The 16,984-nt window shown below is 73.8% G+C and carries 13 protein-coding genes; 5 read left to right on the top strand and 8 right to left on the bottom strand.

Going from position 1 to position 16,984, the window contains the following annotated elements; all coding sequences use genetic code 11:
• From QWJ41_RS00645 to QWJ41_RS00630, 4 genes are all read right to left on the bottom strand, one after another.
• Nucleotides 1–1,329, bottom strand: coding sequence for an anthranilate synthase component I family protein (locus QWJ41_RS00645; RefSeq protein ID WP_302705185.1), 1,329 nt, complete (start codon nucleotides 1,327–1,329; stop codon nucleotides 1–3).
• Complete coding sequence (locus tag QWJ41_RS00640) at nucleotides 1,326–1,916, bottom strand: anthranilate synthase component II (RefSeq protein ID WP_302705184.1); 591 nt, start codon at nucleotides 1,914–1,916, stop codon at nucleotides 1,326–1,328. Before QWJ41_RS00640 ends, QWJ41_RS00645 begins: the two co-directional genes overlap by 4 nt.
• A gap of 133 nt (nucleotides 1,917–2,049) precedes the next feature.
• Nucleotides 2,050–3,963 carry an anthranilate synthase family protein gene (locus QWJ41_RS00635; RefSeq protein WP_302705183.1) on the bottom strand — a complete coding sequence of 638 codons (1,914 nt, stop codon included), beginning with the start codon at nucleotides 3,961–3,963 and terminating at the stop codon, nucleotides 2,050–2,052.
• Between the two features lie 43 nt (nucleotides 3,964–4,006).
• Nucleotides 4,007–4,684: an alpha/beta fold hydrolase gene (locus tag QWJ41_RS00630; protein WP_302705182.1), complete on the bottom strand. Its 678-nt coding sequence runs from the start codon at nucleotides 4,682–4,684 to the stop codon at nucleotides 4,007–4,009.
• Nucleotides 4,685–4,753: 69 nt separating this feature from the next.
• Here QWJ41_RS00630 and QWJ41_RS00625 point away from each other — a divergent pair, with 69 nt between their 5' ends.
• Nucleotides 4,754–5,713: a helix-turn-helix transcriptional regulator gene (locus QWJ41_RS00625; RefSeq protein ID WP_302705181.1), complete on the top strand. Its 960-nt coding sequence runs from the start codon at nucleotides 4,754–4,756 to the stop codon at nucleotides 5,711–5,713.
• On the opposite strand, the gene QWJ41_RS00620 is transcribed toward QWJ41_RS00625, so the two are convergent.
• From QWJ41_RS00620 to QWJ41_RS00610, 3 genes are all read right to left on the bottom strand, one after another.
• Nucleotides 5,697–7,907, bottom strand: a complete 2,211-nt coding sequence (locus QWJ41_RS00620; protein ID WP_302705180.1) for a HelD family protein — start codon at nucleotides 7,905–7,907, stop codon at nucleotides 5,697–5,699. The two genes, QWJ41_RS00625 and QWJ41_RS00620, sit on opposite strands and share 17 nt — an antisense overlap.
• Nucleotides 7,908–7,991: 84 nt before the next feature.
• Nucleotides 7,992–9,338 carry a hypothetical protein gene (locus tag QWJ41_RS00615; RefSeq protein ID WP_302705179.1) on the bottom strand — a complete coding sequence of 449 codons (1,347 nt, stop codon included), beginning with the start codon at nucleotides 9,336–9,338 and terminating at the stop codon, nucleotides 7,992–7,994.
• Nucleotides 9,335–9,886 (bottom strand): SigE family RNA polymerase sigma factor, encoded by a 552-nt coding sequence (locus tag QWJ41_RS00610; RefSeq protein ID WP_302705177.1) that lies wholly within the window; start codon nucleotides 9,884–9,886, stop codon nucleotides 9,335–9,337. Before QWJ41_RS00610 ends, QWJ41_RS00615 begins: the two co-directional genes overlap by 4 nt.
• 175 nt (nucleotides 9,887–10,061) lie before the next feature.
• On the opposite strand from QWJ41_RS00610, the gene QWJ41_RS00605 reads away from it, so the two are divergent.
• Nucleotides 10,062–11,633: a sulfatase family protein gene (locus QWJ41_RS00605; RefSeq protein WP_302705175.1), complete on the top strand. Its 1,572-nt coding sequence runs from the start codon at nucleotides 10,062–10,064 to the stop codon at nucleotides 11,631–11,633.
• The gene (locus QWJ41_RS00600) at nucleotides 11,633–13,741 is read left to right on the top strand and encodes an acyltransferase family protein (RefSeq protein WP_302705174.1); all 2,109 of its coding nucleotides are present in this window, start codon (nucleotides 11,633–11,635) and stop codon (nucleotides 13,739–13,741) included. Before QWJ41_RS00605 ends, QWJ41_RS00600 begins: the two co-directional genes overlap by 1 nt.
• A 3-nt stretch (nucleotides 13,742–13,744) precedes the next feature.
• On the opposite strand, the gene QWJ41_RS00595 is transcribed toward QWJ41_RS00600, so the two are convergent.
• The gene (locus tag QWJ41_RS00595; protein WP_302705173.1) at nucleotides 13,745–14,512 is read right to left on the bottom strand and encodes an enoyl-CoA hydratase family protein; all 768 of its coding nucleotides are present in this window, start codon (nucleotides 14,510–14,512) and stop codon (nucleotides 13,745–13,747) included.
• Nucleotides 14,513–14,578: 66 nt separating this feature from the next.
• On the opposite strand from QWJ41_RS00595, the gene QWJ41_RS00590 reads away from it, so the two are divergent.
• Both QWJ41_RS00590 and QWJ41_RS00585 read left to right on the top strand, forming a co-directional pair.
• Complete coding sequence (locus tag QWJ41_RS00590) at nucleotides 14,579–16,156, top strand: molybdopterin-dependent oxidoreductase (protein WP_302705172.1); 1,578 nt, start codon at nucleotides 14,579–14,581, stop codon at nucleotides 16,154–16,156.
• Between the two features lie 133 nt (nucleotides 16,157–16,289).
• On the top strand, nucleotides 16,290–16,946 hold the full coding sequence (locus QWJ41_RS00585; RefSeq protein WP_302705171.1) for a fasciclin domain-containing protein: 657 nt from the start codon (nucleotides 16,290–16,292) through the stop codon (nucleotides 16,944–16,946).
• Nucleotides 16,947–16,984 lie beyond the last annotated feature (38 nt).

Here is a 16,984-nt window from a genome sequence, read left to right as displayed (position 1 = left end):
TCACCCCGTGGGGCCCCCGTCGTCGAAGACCGCCAGCAGCCGCTCGGCCTTGACCCGCGCCTCGGCCCACTCGGCCGCGGCGTCGGAGAGCACCGTCACCCCGCCTCCGGTGCCCAGGCGCCAGGTGCCGTCACCGCGGGTGCTCAGCGCCCGGATCACCACCCCGAGGTCGGCGCGCCCGTCGGCGCTGACCCACCCGAAGGCACCGGCGTACGCACCGCGGGGGGTGGCCTCGACGGCGTCGATCACCTGCATCGTGCGCAGCTTGGGCGCCCCGGTCATCGACCCCGCGGGGAACAGCGAGCGCAGCGCCCCGACCGTGCTCACGTCGTCGCGCAGCCGGCCCGAGACGACGCTGACCAGCTGGTGCACGCTCGCGTAGGTCTCGACCTCCATCAGCACCGGGACCCGCACCGACCCCGGCTCGCAGACGCCCGCCACGTCGTTGCGCAGCAGGTCGACGACCATCAGGTTCTCTGCGCGCTGCTTGGGGTCGCGGGCCAGCTCCTCGCGCAGCGCCTCGTCGGCGGCCTCGTCGGCGCCGCGCGGCGCGGTGCCCTTGATCGGCTTGGTCTCCAGCACCCGGTCGGCCCCCACCAGGGCGTAGCGCTCGGGGCTGCTGCTCAGCAGCCACCCCCGCGCGCCCGCCACGTCGTGCTGCAGGAAGCCGGCGTACGGCGCCGGGTTGAGCGTGCGCAGCCGCAGGTAGGCCGCCACCGGGTCGAGGCCGGAGGCCACCTCCTCGCGCAGCGTCAGGTTCACCTCGTAGGTGTCCCCCGCCCGCAGCCGCTCCTGGACCTCGTCGTAGGCGGCGCGGTAGGCCGCGGGGGGCCCGTCGGTTTCCCCGGGTACCCGGGGATCCCGTAGGCGTTGGGGTGAAATTTCACCCGACCGCATCCAGTTTCCCCGGGTACCCGGGGAAACCGCAGCCCCGTCCCCGACCTCGGGGTGCTCGAAGAACCGCACGTGGCGGGGGCGCATCCACACCGCGTCGGGCAGGTCGACCGAGGGGCGGGCGGGCAGGTCGGGGCGGCTGGCGTAGCCGAGGTAGCCGAACCACTGGTCGCGCGGCGAGCCGGCGGCCAGCTCGGCCTCGAGCACCGTGAACACGTCGTCACCGACCACCTCGGCGCGCCCCGCGGCGTGCCGGGTCACCTCGCCGCGCGTGGCGTCGTAGCTCAGCGAGACGTCGTCGGGCTCGAGCCAGCCGAGGATCGAGCGGCGCCCCGACCACTCCCGCGCGCCGCCGCCGTCGAGCCAGAAGCACCGCTCGTACGCCGCTGCCGTCCGCTCGAAGAGAGCCACGGGGTCGGTGGCCGGGTCGCTCACGCCGCCCCCCGCAGGAACGAGCCGACCATCTCCGCACCGTGCCGCGAGAGCACCGACTCGGGGTGGAACTGCACGCCCTCGAGCGGCAGGTCGCGGTGGCGCACCCCCATCACCACGGGAGGGTCGTCGGGGCCGGCGCCCGCGCAGGTGGCGCTGACCTCGAGGCAGTCGGGCACCCGCAGCGCGGCCAGGGAGTGGTAGCGCACCACGTCGAAGCCCTGCGGCAGCCCGCCGAAGACCCCGCGCCCGTCGTGGTCGAGCGTCGAGACGGTGCCGTGGGCGGGCTGCACCCGCCCGACCAGGCCGCCGTAGGCGGTGACCAGGCCCTGCATGCCCAGGCAGACGCCGAGCACCGGCCGGGTGGCGCGGCGCAGCACCTCGACCCCGACCGCGAAGTCGTGCGGGTCGTCGGGGCGACCGGGCCCCGGCGAGAGCACCACGTGGCTGTGCCGCAGCACGTCGTCGGGGTCGGTCTCGTCGTGCTGGACGACCCGCGGCAGCCGCCCGGTGACCTCGGCCAGCAGGTGCACCAGGTTCTGGGTGTAGGAGTCGTGGTGGTCGACGACGACCACGTCGGCGAGCGCCATCACGAGCCTGCGGGGGCCTGGAAATGCGACAGGCCCGATGGAGCTGGGGGGCAGTCTCCACCGGGCCTCGACGCGCAGTGCGTGTCGAGGCGAAACACTACCCGGTCCAGACCGGGAAGCATCCCCCGATCGGTCATTCTTCACCGACGAGCAGGTCACGCACGAGCGTGTGCAGCAGGTCGAAGCCGTTCTGGGTCAGGATCGACTCGGCGTGGAACTGGATGCCGCGGTAGTGCGGGCCGCGCAGCGCGTGCACGTCGCCGGTCGCGGGGTCGGTGTCGACCTCGACGCCCGCGGGCAGCTCGGCGCCCTCGCCGACCCGGCCCACGAAGGTGTTGTAGAAGCCGACCCTCTCGGTGCGTCCTTCGAGGCGCACCGGTGACTGGGTGCCCTGGAAGACGATGTCCTTGTAGGCCAGCGGCAGCCCCAGCTGGTGGCACAGCGCCTGGTGTCCCAGACACACGGCCAGGAACGGCTGCCCGCCCTCGAGCAGCGCCGCCACCGCCGAGCGGAGCGCCTGCATCTTGGGGTCGGTGTCGTCGCGGGGGTCGCCGGGCCCGGGCCCGACGATGACCAGGTCGTGGCCGTCGAGGCAGCCGGGCACGTAGTCCTCGTGGCGCACCACGGTGCTGCTCAGCCCGATCACGCCCATCACGTGGCGCAGCATGTTCACGAAGTCGTCCTCGCCGTCGAGGATCACCACGCTCCGTCCGGCCAGGCGCGGGTCGGGGTCCTCGTCGCCCTGGTCGGTCAGCCAGAACGACGACAGCCGCCGGTTGCGGGCGTTGAGCGCGATCAGCACGTCCTCGTCGGCGGCCAGCTCGGCGACCGGGACCGTCGGCACCGGCGCGGGCGGCACCAGCCCGAAGGCGCTGAGGATGCCGCCGGCCTTGGCGTGCGTCTCGGCCACCTCGTAGGCCGCGTCGGAGTCGCGCACCAGCGTGGCCCCGGCGGTGACCTTGAGGTTGCCCTCGAGGTCGACGTCGGCGCTGCGGATCACGATCGGGCTGTCCACGACCGGCCCGCCGCGCTCGTCGCGGCCCAGGATGGCCAGCGCGGCGCCGTAGTAGCCGCGGCCCTCCGACTCGTAGGCCTTGATCAGCCGGCAGGCGTTCTCGACCGGGCTGCCGGTGACGGTGGCGGCGTACATCGTGTCGCGCAGCACCTCGCGCGGGTCCCGGTCGGTGCGCCCGGCCAGGAGGTACTCGGTGTGCACCAGGTGCGTCATCGGCTTGAGGAACGGCCCGAGCACCTGCCCGCCCTCGTGGCAGATGTCGCACATCATCTTGAGCTCCTCGTCGACGACCATGAAGAGCTCGTAGATCTCCTTCTCGTCGCGCAGGAACTCCAGCAGCGAGCTCTTGACGTCGCCCTCGCGCGGGATCCGGAACGTGCCCGAGATCGGGTTCATCCGCACGTCGCCGTCGTGGATCGAGACGTGCCGCTCGGGGCTGGCGCCGATGAGGAACCGGTCGCCGGTGAAGAAGACGTAGGTCCAGTAGGCGCCGCGCTCGCGCTCGAGCAGCCGCTTGAAGACGGTCAGCGCGGTGGCGGTGCCCCAGTCGGCGACCTTCGCGCGGTAGTGCCGCCCGACGACGAGGTTGGCGCCCTCGCCCTGCCCGATCTCGTCGCGGATGATCGTGTCGACGACCTTCGCGTACGCCGCGTCGTCGGTCTCGAAGCCGCCGCGGTCGGTGAACTCGACCCCGGTGTCGTCGATCGCCGCGACCACCTCGGCGACCGAGAACTCCAGCTCGGTCTCGACGTCGACGACGACCAGCGGGGTGCCGTCGTCGTGCGCCTCGAAGCCGCGCTCGGCGACCTGGCGGAACGGGATCGCCAGCAGCCGGTCGGCGATGTGGCCGTCGGCCGGCGGCCCCTCCTCGAGCGGCACGTCGAGCAGCGACTCGACGACGCTGCGCCGCCCGCCGACGAGCCCGACGGTGTCCTTGTCGCCGGCCCGGGTGGAGCGCCGGATGATCGCCCACGCCTCGTGGCCCTGGATCGCCTCGATCGCGGCGCGGGCATCGGGCATGGCCTCAGTCATGCCCCGCAGCCTAGTTGCGCCCCGCGGCGCGCCCCTCCGCGGCTCAGGACAGGTCGGCCAGCAGACGGGCCAGCTCGCGGGGCCGGGTGTGCATCGGCCAGTGCCCCGAGTCGATGTCGACGTAGTCGACCTGCCGGGCCCGGGCCAGCTCGGGGACGTCGCCGCCCTCGACCCACTCCCGGGCCTGCTCGGGCGTGAACTCCGGGCAGACCATGGTCACCGGCACCTCGTAGCGGCGCTCGTCGTGCAGGCGCACCACGCCCCGGGTGACCGCGGCCGGCACCGCGACCGCACCGCGCGCCACCCGCGCCTTGAGCTCGGCCGACATGTCGTCGGAGTCCGGGCCCTCGAAGGGCTCCCAGCCCGGGAACGCGACCACCCCGTCGACGGGCTCGAAGAAGCCGAAGTAGGTCTCGCCGTCGGCGTTGGGCATCCCTCCGACCAGGACCACGCGCGCCACCTTCTCCGGGCGCGCGTCGGCAGCCACCCAGGCCAGGGCGCAGGCCGCGGAGTGGCCGACCACGACCACCGGTCCGTCGGCCGCGTCGACGGCCGAGACGATGGTGGCCACCTGGTCGTCGTACGTCGCAGCGGTGTCGCCGTCGCCCTGGCCGGGCAGGGTCAGGGCGACGGGTCGGTGGCCGAGCCGCTCGAGCTCGGGCACGACCTCGTGCCAGGCGGTCGCGTCGAGCCACATGCCGGCGATGAGGATGATGTCCATGCGGCGACGGTAAAGGCAGTTCCGGACGTTCTGCTTCCGCATCACACGAGTCGGTGGGACGGTGGGCCGATGGACGGCACCAGCCCCACCGCGCGGGCCCTGCGCACCCTGGAGGTCCTGCAGGAGCGGCCCGGCTGCACCGCGGGCCAGCTCGCCGAGCGGCTCGGGGTCTCCGACCGCGCCGCCCGGCGCTACGTGGCGGTGCTGCGCGAGGCCGGCATCCCGGTCGAGTCGGTGCGGGGCCCCTACGGCGGCTACCGCCTCGGTCGCGGGGTGCGGCTGCCGCCGCTGGTCTTCACCGCCACCGAGGCCCTCGGCCTCGTGATGGCGGTCCTCGACGGGCGCCACGCCGTCGCCGACGACGACGACCCCGTCGGCTCCGGCCTCGCCAAGCTGGTGCGCGCCCTGCCGAGGCAGGTCGGCCGGCAGGCGGCGGCGATGCGCGCGCACGCCCATGCCGTGCCCGAGCGCGGGGACCGCCCCGAACCCGCGATCACCAGCGCCCTCGTCGAGGCGGTGGGTCGGCAGCACACCACCCGCATCGGCTACCGCAGCGCCGCGGGCCGCAGCCACACCTTCGAGGTCGACCCGTGGTCGGTGGTCGTGCGCCACGGCCGGTGGTACCTGCTGTGCTTCGCGCACCACGCCGACGCCGTGCGCACCTACCGCATCGACCGGGTCAGCACCGTCGAGGAGGGCACGCGGGCCTTCGAGGCCCCCGAGGGGCTCGACCCGGTCGCCGTGCTCGAGGAGCACCTCGCCTCCGGGTGGGAGCACGAGACCCGGGTGGTCGTCCACGCCCCGGCCGACCAGGTGGCCCCGTGGCTGCGACCCACCATGGGCCGGCTCGAGCCCCTCGACGAGGAGCGCTGCCTGGTCGTCGGCAGCACCAGCAACCCCGCGATGTACGCCGGTGAGTGGTTGGCCGGTCTGCCCTTCGAGACCACCGTCGAGGGCGGGCCCGAGCTGCGCGCCGCCGTCGCCGCGGTGGCGGCGCGGCTGGCGCGCTCGCTCAGGACACCGTCGTGAGCAGCTGGGTCGCGCGGGTGAGCACCACGTAGAGTGTCGCCCGCCCGGTCTGCGACTCGTCCTCGATCTCCTGGGGCCGCACGACCACGATGCCGTCGAACTCCAGCCCCTTGGTGTCGAGGCCGGTGAGCACCACGACCCGGTCCTCGCCCGACGGCGTGACCGAGGAGTCGATGGCCGCGCGGGCACCCCGCGCGTCGTCCCCGAGCTCGGGCCACGACGCCAGCCAGGCGTTGACCTCGGAGCGGCGAGCGGCGGGGACCACGACGCCGACGGTGCCGGCCACCCGGCCCGCCAGGTCGACGACGGCCTCGCGCACCGCGGCCTCGAGGTCGGGGACGTCCTCGACGACCCGCGGCTCCACGCCGGTCGAGCGCACCGCGGTCGGCAGGTCGGCGTCGAGGCCGACCCGCTCGGCGTACGCCGCGGCGTGGGCGTAGATCTCGGAGGAGTTGCGGTAGTTGGTGGAGAGGTGGAACTCGTGCAGCGCCTTGCCCTCGATCGCCTCGGCGCGCGCGGCGGCCGCCTCGTCGGGCACCGGCCACGACGACTGAGCGGGGTCGCCGACGATGGTCCACGACGCGGTGCGCCCTCGGCGACCGACCATCCGCCACTGCATCGGCGTGAGGTCCTGCGCCTCGTCGATGAGCACGTGCGCGAACGGGTCGTCGTCGATCTTGTGCGTCGGCGCGGTCCAGGCGCGGCCGGTCGGCGCGTACTCGCGGTCGGCGGCCGTCATCAGCTCGGCCATGTCGTGCCCACCCTCGAGCAGCGAGGTGTCGGCGAGCGAGGCCTCGTCGTCGGTGCGCTCGGGCACGTCGCCCAGCGCGTAGCGCAGCTCGTCGAGCAGCGGCACGTCCTGCACCGTGAGGTCCTTGCCGACGGGGTGCTCGGGCAGGTCGGCCCACGACTTCGCGAGCACCCGCTGCTCCTCGGCCGAGAGCACGCCCTCGGCGACCCGCGCCAGCACCTCGGGGTCGCGCAGCCAGGCCAGCACCGTCGGGGCGTCGAGCGGCGGCCACCAGGCGGTGACGAAGTCGAGGAACTTCTGGTCGCCCAGCAGGTCCTCGTCGAAGGAGGAGCGGCCACGCTCGCGACCGCGCTCGCCGCGCACCTGGCGCCACAGGGCGTCGAGCAGCATCCCGGGCACCCGCGGCAGCTGGCGGTTGCGCCGGCCCTGCGACATCAGCTGGCGACGGACCCGGCCGAGCAGGCCGCGGTCGAGCACCAGCACGTCGTCGCGGTAGAAGACGCGGAACTCGGTGGGGCTGCCGGGCGCCTGCTGGCGCGCGAGGCGGCGCACGACCTCGGCCATCCGGGCTGCACCCTTCACGTCGGCCACCGACGGCTCGTCGTGGCGGGTGGCGCGCACGCCGTCGACGACCTCGCCGAGCGAGCGCAGCGCCACAGCGGTCTCGCCGAGGCTGGGCAGCACCCGCTCGATGTAGCGCATGAAGACGCCGCTGGGGCCGACGATCAGCACGCCACCGGTCTCGTAGCGGCGCCGGTCGGTGTAGAGCAGGTACGCCGCGCGGTGCAGCGCCACGACCGTCTTACCGACGCCGGGGCCGCCGGAGATCGACACGACACCCTTGCTGGGCGCGCGGATCGCCTGGTCCTGCTCGGCCTGGATGGTCGCCACGATCGAGTGCATCGTGCGGTCCCGGGCGCGCGAGAGCTGCGCCATCAGCGCGCCCTCACCGATGATCGGCAGGTCGGCGCCGGTCTCCTCCAGGGCCTCGGCGTCGAGCAGCTCGTCCTCGACCCCGACGACCTTCGGGCCGTCCGAGCGCAGCACCCGGCGGCGGATCACCTGCTGGGGCGTGGCCGCCGTGGCCTGGTAGAACACCGCGGCGGCCGGGGCGCGCCAGTCGATGAGCAGCGAGTCGCGCTCGGCGTCACGCAGGCCGATGCGCCCGATGTAGCGCGGCTGCGGGTCGAGGTCGGGGTGCAGGTCGAGCCGGCCGAAGACCAGGCCCTCGTGGGCGGCGTCGAGCTGGGCGATGCGCCGCGCGGCCTGGAAGACCATCGCGTCCCGCTCGACGAGGCCGCCCTCGTGGCCCAGCCGGCCCCGGTCGTGGCCCTCGCGGGCCAGCGCCTGGGCCGCGGCCGACGACAGCGTGAGCTGCGCGTAGACCTTGTCGACGTACGCCTGTTCGCGCGCGGTCTCCTGCGCTGCGAGATCGTCGCTCAACGCGTGCTCTCCTCGACGTGCTGCTGCCTGCCGGCCCCGCGGGACCGGCGCCGGACCGGTCGGGGTCGCGGCAAGGAGACGACTTTACCGCTGTCCGTCAGCGGCCGCGAACACCGGTCGGTAGAGCACGATCGTCCCCTGCGTGGGACGCCCCCGGTCCTCGCGCAGCGACAGCTCGTAGTCGTCGCCGCCGAGCAGGGTCCCGACGATGGTGCTGGCGCCACCCCGGGCGTCGATGAGCGACGACCCCAGGCCCCTGCTGCCGGCCCCGCCGCCCTCGACGCGCAGACCCACGATCCCGCCCCGGGCGGCGAAGCCGACCACGCGCGGTCCGGGCGACGACTCGACGCGACGGGCCACCGGCTCCCCGTCGCGGGTGGCCGGCAGGGCCGCGTCGAGCTCCCACAACCGGCCGTCGACCTCGATGACCCGGTCCATCTCCGCCTCCGCCACCTCCACCGTCTCGGGCTCGGCGTACGCCGCGACGCCGAGCAGGGCGTCGGGGTCCTCCAGCAGCGGGCCCTCCGAGCCGCGGGTGAGGTAGACGCGCATCGTGTGCGTGCCGGCGCCGAGGGGCCCGGCCGGCGAGCCCCAGCTGCCCGAGGCGTCGGCGGGGGCGTCCTCGTCGCAGGACGTCCGCGAGAACCCGGGCTGGTCGTCGATGTCGATGTTCACCCAGGCGCCGGGGGCGTCCGCCGTGCAGTAGCTGGAGAACCGCACGCGCTGGCGCTCGTCGAGCTCGAAGCGCACCTGCAGCTCGTTGCCGCCGGGGTCCGTGAACCCGCCGCCCAGGAGCGGCTCGCCCGCGCGCTCGGCGCGGAACCAGGCGTCCCCTCCCGGCGCCACCACCCCGGCCGGCGGCTCGTCGCCCCGCTGGTAGACCGCCAGGGCGACCTGCGCGTCCGGGCCCACGTCGTCGAGGACGACCCGCAGCGACGTGCCGGAGGACGGGAGCGGGACCGGTCGCTCCACGGAGCCCGCACCCAGCGAGCGCGCGACACCGTCGCCGGAGTCGACGAGCGTCGCCGTACCGCCGTCGAGCCCCGAGGCCACCAGGGACACCGCGACCGGCTGCTCGCCGGGCTCGAAGGAGACCCGTGCGGTCCCCTCGCTGACGTCGACCTCGACGGCCGTCTCGAAGTCGTACCGCACCCCGAGGAGCGACACCGTCGCCGGCACCTCCTGGCCCGCGAGCGTGCGCGGCCCCTCGGCCGGCGCCGGGCCGTCACCACCACCGACAGGACCCAGCGCAGCCAGGCCGACACCGGCCGCGACCACCACCGCGGCCAGCGCCCCCGCCGCCGCGCGGCGCCGGCGGCGCAGCCCGCGCACCCGCTCGTGCACGGCCACGACCCGCGGTGAGGCACCGGGGTCGTCCACCGCCCGGGCCCGGTCCTCGAGGGTGCTGCGCAGGTCGTCGACGGTGCTCATGAGCGGTCCTCGGTCTCGGTCACGGACGTGGTGCTGGGGACGGGCGCCAGGGACGGGTCGATGCGCAGCTTGGCGAAGGCCTTCGACGCCTGGCTCTTGACGGTGCCGACCGAGCAGCCGAGCACCTGGGCGGTCTGGGCCTCGGTGAGGTCCTCGAAGTAGCGCAGCACCACCACGGCCCGCTGGCGGCGCGGCAGCCGCTCCATGGCGCTCCACAGGTCGTGGCGCTGCCCGACGGCGTCGCCGGGGTCGGTCGGGCCCGGCGGGTGGGGACCACCGGTCTCGGGCAGCTCGTCGGTGGGGTGCTCGCCGTTCCAGCGCCGCCGCCACCAGGTCGCGTAGGTGGTGACCAGGATCCGGCGCACGTAGGCCTCGTGCTGGTCGATGCGCTCCCAGGCGAACCAGGCCTTGGCCAAGGCGGTCTGCAGCAGGTCCTCGGCCAGGGCGTGGTCGTGGGTGAGCAGGTACGCCGTGCGCAGCAGGCTGGAGGAGCGGGCCAGCACGAACTCGTCGAAGACGACGGGCGCGTCGCCCGGTCGTGGTGCCACGGCTCCTCCTGGGCGGGACGGGCCCGAGCGCGTCCCGGTGGTGGTGGTCATGTCCTGGTGGACCACCTGAGGATGACGGAAGGTTGCCCCGGGGACCGGGACCTCGTCATTTCGTCCGCGTCCCTGGGGCGTCGGTACCGTGGGACGACACCCATCCCCGATCCCGAGGTCTGGCGTGCCTTCGCTCTCCCCGCCGCGCGTACCGCGGCCCGTCCTGGCCGCACTCACGGCGTTCGTGGTGCTGCTCACGGTCGCCGCGGTCACCGACCTCCGCACCGACCCGCCCCCGCCCGGCAGCACCGGCGCGCGGGAGGCGCCGGGCTTCCTGACCCGGGAACGACCCAACATCATCCTGGTCTCCAGCGACGACCAGCGCCTCGACGAGATGCAGTTCCTGCCCGAGGTCGAGCGGTTGATCGGCGGCGAGGGGATCACCTTCGACAACGCCCTGACCCCGCACCCGCTGTGCTGCCCGGCGCGTGCCGAGCTGATGACCGGCCAGCTGGCCCAGAACAACGGGGTGCGCGGCAACTTCCCGCCGCAGGGCGGCTACAAGGCCTTCGACGAGAGCGAGCACGTCGGGGTCTGGTTGCAGGACGCGGGCTACCGCACGGCCTTCCTGGGCAAGATGCTCAACGGCTACTCCTACAAGGACGGCCGCGACCCCGGCTGGGACATCTTCGACGCCACCAGCCACGGCTTCGCCGACTACTACGACTTCAAGCAGTTCGACGGCGACGAGGTGGTCGACGTCGACGGCTACTACACCGACTACGTCGGCGAGAAGGCCGTCGAGTACGTCGACGAGCTCAGCCAGGACGACGAGCCCTTCTTCATGTGGGTCAGCCACTTCGCCCCGCACCCCTCGCGCCGCCGCGACACCTGCGAGAAGGACACCTGCGGCCTCGAGCCGCCGCGCTCCTCGCCGTCGGCGCTCGCCGAGCAGGAGCGCACGGGCAAGACCCCCCACCAGGACGCCGCCGACGAGCTGGCCCGCTCGGTCATCGAGTCGCCCGCCTTCAACGAGGAGGACGTCTCCGACAAGCAGGGCCTGGTCGCCCGCCAGCCCAAGATGTCGGAGAAGACGGTGGTGCGCACGGCCCGCGGGCGCGCCAGCGCACTGTCCAGCCTCGACGAGACCGTCGCCCCTCTGGTCGAGGAGCTGCGCGCGCAGGGCGAGCTCGACAACACCTACCTCGTCTTCGTCACCGACAATGGCTTCCAGCTCGGCGAGCACCGCTGGTTCGGCAAGATCCTGCCCTACGAGGAGAGCGTGCGGACCCCGATGCTGGTCCGCGGGCCCGGCATCGAGCCGGGCACCCGGACCAGCGCCACGGCCACCATCGTCGACCTGGTCCCGACCTTCCTCGACATCGCCGGAGCCGAGCCGGGCCTGCTGACCGACGGCACGTCCCTGCTCGACCTGTGGCAGGGCCTCGAGGAGGAGGAGCTCTACCCCGGCGGGGTGCTGCTCCAGGGCGGGCCCTACAAGCCCGAGACCGGCAAGACCGGCTGGCTCTACCGCGGGCTGCGCACCGACCGCTACACCTACGCCCGCTACCACGACGGCGTCGTCGAGCTCTACGACCGCGACCGCGACCCGGAGCAGGTGCAGTCGGTCGCCGGCCGCGAGCGCTACGCAGCCGTCGAGGCCGAGCTGGCCCGTCGCACGACGATCCTCTCGGCCTGTCGCGGAGCGGAGGAGTGCCACCAGGACTTCGGTCCGGTGCCGGAGCCGGGGCGGTAGTGACCGGCGCGACGCGGCCGGGGCAGGGGCAGGGGCAGCACCGCCGCGACATCCAGGGCCTGCGCGCCGTCGCGGTGGGCCTGGTGGTCCTCGACCACGCCGGCTGGCTGCCGGGCGGCTTCCTGGGCGTCGACGTCTTCCTCGTGCTCTCGGGGTTCCTGATCACCGGGCTGCTCCTCGCCGAGCTGGAGCGCAGCGGCACCATCTCGCTGCGCGACTTCTACGCCCGCCGCGCGCGCCGGATCCTGCCCGCCGCCACCCTCGTCGCGCTGGCCACGCTGCTCGGCTCGGTGCTGGTGCTGGGCGACGTGCGCACCGCCGAGGTCAGCCGCGACGCGGTCCTGGTGGCGCTCTTCGCGATCAACTGGGACCTGGCCGCGCAGGGCGCCGACTACTTCGCGCAGGGAGCCGACCAGTCGCCCTTCCAGCACTACTGGTCGCTGGCCGTGGAGGAGCAGTTCTACCTGGGCTGGCCGCTGCTGGTGCTCGGCGCCGCCCTGCTGGCGACCCGGCTGCGCCGTCGCGGCGTACGCCGCCCGCCCGCGGTGGGCCTGCTCGTCACGGCCGTCGTCGTCGTCTCGCTCGCGTGGTCGGTGCACCTGACCGCGAGCACGCCAGAGGCGGCCTACTTCACCACCACCACCCGGGTCTGGGAGCTGGCCGCCGGCGCCGGGCTGGCGCTGCTGGTGCCGCGGCTGGCGGGGCTCCCCGCAGTCGTCCGGACCGCGGCCGGCTGGGCCGGCCTCGCCGGCCTGGGTCTGTCGTTGTGGGTCATCGACGACACCAGCGCCTTCCCCGGCGCGGTGGCGCTGCTCCCGGTCGGGGCGACCTGCCTGCTGCTGGCCGCCGGCACGCCGGGTCCCGGGACGGGGCCCGGTCCCGGCAGGTTCGCCGTCGGCCGGCTGCTGGGGGTGGCGCCGCTGCAGTGGCTCGGGGACCGCTCCTACTCGCTCTACCTGTGGCACTGGCCGGTGCTGGTGCTGGCCGAGGCCCGCCTGGGTCGCGACCTGACCCTCCTCGAGCTGGTCGGCGCGATCGGGATCGCCGTGCTCGCCACGATGCTGACCCACACGCTCATCGAGGTGCCCTTCCACGCCGGGCGGCTGCGACCGGCGCGGCTGGTCGCCCTGGCCTGGTGGCCGGCCTCGGTGGCCGTGCTGGTCACCTCGGTGGTCGTGGTCGGCGTCAACGAGCCCGACCTCGAGCAGGAGGCGGAGTACTTCACCCGGGTGGACAGGGCGGAGCGCGCCTCGGGCAAGGACTTCCCCACCTCGACCCGCCAGCCGCGCCGCGACCTGCGCGAGGCCGTCGCGCAGGCGGACGACCCGGTCGCCGACGAGCTGGAGCCACCGCTCTCCGAGCTGCGCAGCGACACCTTCCACCGCACCGTCGACAACCGCTGCTACGCCCGCAGCTCCGACCAGACCTCCCACGACGTGTGCACCGTCGGCCAGCGGGACGGGAAGGACCTCGACGACGTCGTGGTCATCGGCGACTCGCACGCCGGGATGTTCCTGCCGGCCTTCGACCAGATCGGCCGGGCGCGGGGCTGGCGGGTCCACCACCTCGTCAAGACGGGTTGCACGCTGGCCGACTCCCCCTCGCTCTCGCGCGAGGACTGCACCGAGTGGCGCGACTGGGCCTTCGACCGGGTCGACGCCCTCGAGCCCGCCGTGGTCGTGATGTCGACGATGGCCCAGGACGACTTCGGCGAGCAGTGGGTGGCAGGGATGCGGCGCTCCGCCGAGCGGCTGCAGGGCAGCGGGGCCGACGTCGTGGTGCTCGGCGAGACCCCTTGGCTCGAGCGCGACGAGGACCTGGTCGCCTGCCTCGACACCGAGGGCGCGACCCCGGCCGACTGCGAGATGGAGCTCGACCCCGAGGTCACGCGGATCCTCGACGCGCAGGAGGAGCTCAGCGACGACCTGGGCCTCGGCTTCGTCGACCCGCTGCCGTGGCTGTGCCGCGACGAGCGCTGTCCCACGGTCGTCGACGGCCAGGTCGTCTACTACTTCCGCGGCCACCTCACCGTCACCTTCGTGCACCGCCTGGCCCGAGCGCTGCACCGGAAGCTGCGCACCGAGCTCGACCGGCTCGCGCGCTCCTGAGGCTCAGCCCCGCCCGCGGGCCAGGAAGGCGGTCATCGCCGTCTTGGCCTCCTCGGAGCCGAAGAGCCGCGCCGAGAGGATGGCCAGCTCGGGCCCGCGCTCGTCGATGCGGGCCAGCAGGTCGCGGTTGAGCAGCGCCTTCGTCTCCCGCAGGCCCTGGGGCGAGCCGGTCGCCAGGCTCGCGCAGACCTCCTCGACGGCCGCGTCGAGCCCGTCGGCGGGCACCACCCGGGTCACCAGGCCGTGCTCGAGCGCCTGCGCGGCGTCGAAGACCTCCCCGCCCAGGGCGGCCAGCGAGGCGGCGCGGCTGGTCATCCGGGGCAGCACCGTCAGCGAGATCGCGGCGGGGGCCAGCCCCAGCTTGACCTCGGTCAGGGCGAAGGTCGCGCCCTCGGCGCTGACCACGACGTCGCTGGCCGCGACCAGGCCGATGCCGCCGGCGCGCACCGGACCCTGCAGGCGGGCCACGACCGGCTTGGGGTGAGCGGCCACGGCGCGCTGGATCGCGACGATCGTGAGCGCGCCCTCCTCCATCGAGCCGCCCGCCGCCTCCGAGAGGTCGGCACCCGAGCAGAAGACCTTGCCGGTGGCCGCGAGCACCACGACCCGGGCCGCCTCGTCGGCCGCGGCGCGCTCGAGCGCCGCGAGCAGCTCGGTGACCAGGCGCCGCGACAGCGCATTGCGGTTGTGCGGGGAGTCGAGGGTGACGGTGGCGACGCCGTCGGCCACCTCGTAGCGGACCAGGGACTCGTCAGGACTCTCGTGCGACATGCGCCACATCCTGCCTGTCGAGGGGGGCGGACACATCCGCAGGCCCCGCGCCTACGAATGTCCTACATGTCCTCCGAGAGCACCACGACCCCGCCGTCCGCCGGCCTTTCCAGGTCACAGCGACTGGGCGCCACCGCCCTCTGGGCCGGCCTGGGCGTCGTCTCCACCCTCCTGGGCATGGCCGCGGCCCACCTCGTCGCCGCCGTGACGACCCCGTCTGCGTCCCCCGTACTGGCCGTCGGCTCCCAGGTCATCGACCTGACCCCCACCCCGATGAAGGAGTGGGCGATCCGCCAGTTCGGCAGTGCCGACAAGATCATCCTGGTCGGCTCGGTGATCATCGTCGTGCTGATCCTCGCGGGCGTCGCCGGAGTGCTCGCCCGGCGTCGCCTGGCGCTGGGCGCCGGCCTCCTGGTCGCGCTCGTGGCCCTGGCCGCGGCCGCCGCCGTCGTGCAGGGCAGCGTCACCGACCTGCTGCCCAGCCTGGTCGCCGCCGTCACCGGCGTCGCGTCGCTGTGGTGGCTGCACGGCAAGGCCTCCGCCACGAAGGCAGGCTCCGTGGCCAGGACGGACAGCTCGCAGCACCCCAGCCGCCGCGGCGTGCTGATCGCCGCCGGCGCGCTGGCCGCCGCGGCCGCCGTGCTCGGTGGCGCGGGTCGCTTCATCACCAACCTGCGCACCGGCAACGTCGACATCACCCTGCCCGAGCCCGCCTCGCCCGCCGGCGACTTCCCCGAAGGCCTGGGCGACGAGTTCGGCCAGATCACGCCGCTGCGCATCGACAACGAGGACTTCTACCGCGTCGACACCCGCCTCGACACCCCGGTCGTCGACCAGGACAGCTGGACGCTGACCATCGACGGCGACGTCGAGCGCGAGCTCACGTTCACCTTCGACGACCTGCTCGAGATGGACCTGATCGAGCGCGACATCACCCTGACCTGCGTCTCCAACAGCGTCGGCGGCGAGTTCGTCGGCGGCGCCCGCTGGCTCGGCGTGCGGCTGACCGACCTGCTCGACATGGCCGGCGTCGGCGACACCGCCGACCAGATCTACTCCACCGACTTCGACGGGATGACGATCAGCACCCCGCTCGACCTGGCCACCGACGGCCGCGACTCGATGATCGCGATCGGGATGAACGGCGAGGCGCTGCCGCGCGCCCATGGCTTCCCGGCGCGGATGATCGTGCCCGGCCTCTACGGCTTCATCTCCGCGACCAAGTGGATCACCCGGATCACGCTGACGACGTACGCCGAGAAGTCGGCGTACTGGACCGACCGCGACTGGGCCACCGACGCCCCGATCAAGATCTCCGCCCGCATCGACACGCCCCAGCCCCTCGAGCAGCTCGCCACCGGCGAGACCATCATCGGCGGGGTCGCCTGGGCGCAGCAGAGCGGCGGCATCGACAAGGTGCAGGTCCGCGTCGACGGCGGCGCCTGGCAGGACGCCGAGATGGGCCCCGAGGTCAACAACGACTACTGGCGCCAGTGGTTCTACCGCTGGGACGCCTCCGAGGGTGGCCACACCGTCGCCGCACGAGCGATCAGCGGCGACGGCACCACCCAGACGCCCGCACGCGCCATGCCCTTCCCGGACGGCGCCAGCGGCATCCACGAGTTCCGCGTCACCGTCGGGTGACGCGGCGGGGCCGGGGTGACGCAGACCACAGCGAAATCACCCCATCCCCGCACCTCCGGGCAATCCGCCCGGGGAGCAGCACCGAATGACCAGTGATTCAGCCACCAAGTTCAGCCAACGAAAGGCACACCCCATGAAGAACACGACCTTCAAGCGCACCGGCGCCCTCGCCGCCGCCGCCATCACCCTCTCGCTCGGCCTCGCCGCCTGCGGCGACGACGCCGACGAGACCAGCGCCACCGGTTCCGAGGACACCAGCTCCGAGACCACGGAGGAGGCCCCCGAGGAGGAGCCCGCCGAGGCTTCCGCCGGCGACCAGGTCTTCGGCGACGCCTGCTCGGCCGTGCCGCAGGACGGCGACGGCTCGTTCGACGGCATGGTCCAGGACCCGGTCGCCACCGCCGCCAGCAACAACCCGCTGCTCGGCACCCTGGTGACCGCTGTGGGCGAGGCCGAGCTGGTCGACACCCTCAACGGCGCCGAGGCCCTGACCGTCTTCGCCCCGACCGACGACGCGTTCGGCAAGATCCCGGAGAAGGACCTCAACGCGGTCCTCGCCGACAAGGAGACCCTCACCGCGATCCTGACCCACCACGTCATCGGTGAGCAGCTCGACCCCGAGGCCATCGTGGGCGAGCAGGACACCCTGAACGGCGACACCGTCACCGTCGAGGGCGACACCGACGGCATGACCGTCGAGAACGGCGACAACCCGGCGACCGTGCTGTGCGGCAACATCCCCACGGCCAACGCCACGGTGTACGTCATCGACACCGTGCTGATGCCCTGATCTTTCGCGACTGAGCATCAACGCGAGAAGATCAGCAC

Source organism: Nocardioides cremeus, from assembly GCF_030518195.1.
Taxonomy (GTDB): Bacteria; Actinomycetota; Actinomycetes; order Propionibacteriales; family Nocardioidaceae; genus Nocardioides; species Nocardioides cremeus.
This window is presented reverse-complemented; position numbering and strand designations above follow the sequence as displayed.

What these genes read in the sequence shown, in the direction of transcription:
- QWJ41_RS00595 (WP_302705173.1), bottom strand. Translation starts at nt 14,512, where the DNA reads ATGTCGCACGAGAGTCCTGACGAGTCCCTGGTCCGCTACGAGGTGGCC.
- QWJ41_RS00615 (WP_302705179.1), bottom strand. Translation starts at nt 9,338, where the DNA reads ATGAGCACCGTCGACGACCTGCGCAGCACCCTCGAGGACCGGGCCCGG.
- QWJ41_RS00630 (WP_302705182.1), bottom strand. Translation starts at nt 4,684, where the DNA reads ATGGACATCATCCTCATCGCCGGCATGTGGCTCGACGCGACCGCCTGG.
- QWJ41_RS00635 (WP_302705183.1), bottom strand. Translation starts at nt 3,963, where the DNA reads ATGACTGAGGCCATGCCCGATGCCCGCGCCGCGATCGAGGCGATCCAG.
- QWJ41_RS00640 (WP_302705184.1), bottom strand. Translation starts at nt 1,916, where the DNA reads ATGGCGCTCGCCGACGTGGTCGTCGTCGACCACCACGACTCCTACACC.
- QWJ41_RS00590 (WP_302705172.1), top strand. Translation starts at nt 14,579, where the DNA reads ATGTCCTCCGAGAGCACCACGACCCCGCCGTCCGCCGGCCTTTCCAGG.
- QWJ41_RS00585 (WP_302705171.1), top strand. Translation starts at nt 16,290, where the DNA reads ATGAAGAACACGACCTTCAAGCGCACCGGCGCCCTCGCCGCCGCCGCC.
- QWJ41_RS00625 (WP_302705181.1), top strand. Translation starts at nt 4,754, where the DNA reads ATGGACGGCACCAGCCCCACCGCGCGGGCCCTGCGCACCCTGGAGGTC.